Annotated in this window: 1 protein-coding gene; it reads left to right on the top strand. The window is 67.6% G+C overall.

Annotated features, from left to right (window positions below; translation table 11 throughout):
* The first annotated feature begins 362 nt into the window (after nt 1–362).
* The gene (locus tag ABZ863_RS35625; RefSeq protein WP_358544195.1) at nt 363–1,595 is read left to right on the top strand and encodes an IS110 family transposase; all 1,233 of its coding nucleotides are present in this window, start codon (nt 363–365) and stop codon (nt 1,593–1,595) included.
* Nucleotides 1,596–1,621 lie beyond the last annotated feature (26 nt).

The following is a 1,621-nucleotide window of genomic DNA, read 5'->3' as shown; positions in this document are numbered from 1 at the left end:
TCCTAATCAGTAGTAGGGATATGGATTTGTGGTGTTGGTGGCTGCGGGTTTGTGTTCCTGGGTCTGGTCTGCTGCTGGGTGACGCCTGGGTTTTCCCGATGTTGGACGTCTTCAGAAAGAACGGCGCGCCTGGCTGCAGATCGGGTGGTGTGGTGGTGGGATGCCGTTGCCCGAGCCCCCGCAGGGTTGATCTCCCGAGGGATGTTCCCGAGCCTTGAGCTCTCCGGAAGCATGAGGTCCTGCGGTGTGCTGGGGTCACGGACGGCTAGTGAGATGACGGACCATCGAGTCCCGTGATTAGGGCGCTGCGTGACCTCGCCTGGGCTCGTGACCAGCAACGCCGGGGAAGGAGTCGTGTCGAGTTGGGACTGTTCTGCGGGATCGACTGGGCCGAGAAACACCATGATGTCGCGGTCGTTGACGAGGCCGGAACGGTGGTGTCGAGACAACGTGTCAGCAATGACGCCACCGGGTTCACGGCGCTGCTGACGATGTTGGCCGAGGCCGGTGACAGGCCCGAAGATCTGATACCAGTGGCGATCGAGACCGACCGCGGCTTGTGGGTGGCGGCGTTGCGCGCGGCGGGGCGGGTGATTTATGCGATCAACCCGCTCTCCGCCTCGCGATACCGGGCACGCCATCAGGTGTCCGGAGCCAAATCCGATGCCACGGATGCGGTGCTGCTGGCCAACATCCTGCGCACCGATGAGGCCGCGCACCGGCCGCTGCCAGCCGATACCGAGCTGGCGCAGGCGATCCGGGTGCTGGCCCGCGCTCAGCAGGACGCGGTCTGGGCACGCCAGCAGCTGGGCAACCAAGTGCGTGCGCTGTTGAAAGACTTCTATCCCGCGGCGCTGGACGCGTTCGCCGGTCTGCCCGAGGGCGGTCTGGCCCGCCGCGACGCGCGCACCATCCTCACCGCCGCGCCCACCCCAGCCCAGGCCGCGCGGTTGACCCCGGCCAGGTTGCGGGGCTTGTTGGCCAAGGCCGGGCGCCGCCGCAACATCGACGCCGACATCCAGCGGCTGCGCGGCATCATCGGCGGCGAGTACCTGCGCCAGCCGCCGCAGGTCGAGACCGCGATGGGCATCCAACTCGCGGCGCTGCTGCGCCAGTTCGACGCCGCCTGCGCCGCCGCGGACGGGCTGGCCGAGGCGGCGATCGCCCATTTTGAGCGGCACCCGGACGCCGAGATCATCACCAGCTTCCCCGGACTCGGGAAACTGGCCGGTGCCCGGGTGCTCGCCGAGATCGGAGACGACCGCACCCGCTTCCCCCACGCCCGCGGCCTGAAGGCCTACGCCGGCTCCGCGCCGATCACCCGCGCCAGCGGCAAGAAAACCGTTGTGCTGCACCGACATATCAAGAACCGGCGCCTGGCCGCCGTCGGCCCCATCTGGGCACTGAGCTCGCTGCGCGCCTCGCCCGGCGCCCGCCGCCACTTCGACACCCGCCGCGCCGCCGGAGACTGGAACCACCAAGCCCAACGACACCTGTTCAACAAATTCCTCGGCCAGCTCCACCACTGCCTCCACACCGGCCAGCACTACAACGAACACCTGGCGTTTCCACCTCCTCCCGCACTCGCAGCTTGACTTTTAACTACGTGAGATGTCTTTCT

Source organism: Saccharomonospora sp. NPDC046836 (genome assembly GCF_040645195.1).
In the GTDB taxonomy this organism is placed as follows: Bacteria; Actinomycetota; Actinomycetes; order Mycobacteriales; family Pseudonocardiaceae; genus Prauserella_A.
Note: the sequence above shows the minus strand (reverse complement) of the source record. Positions and strands in the feature narration are given on the sequence as shown.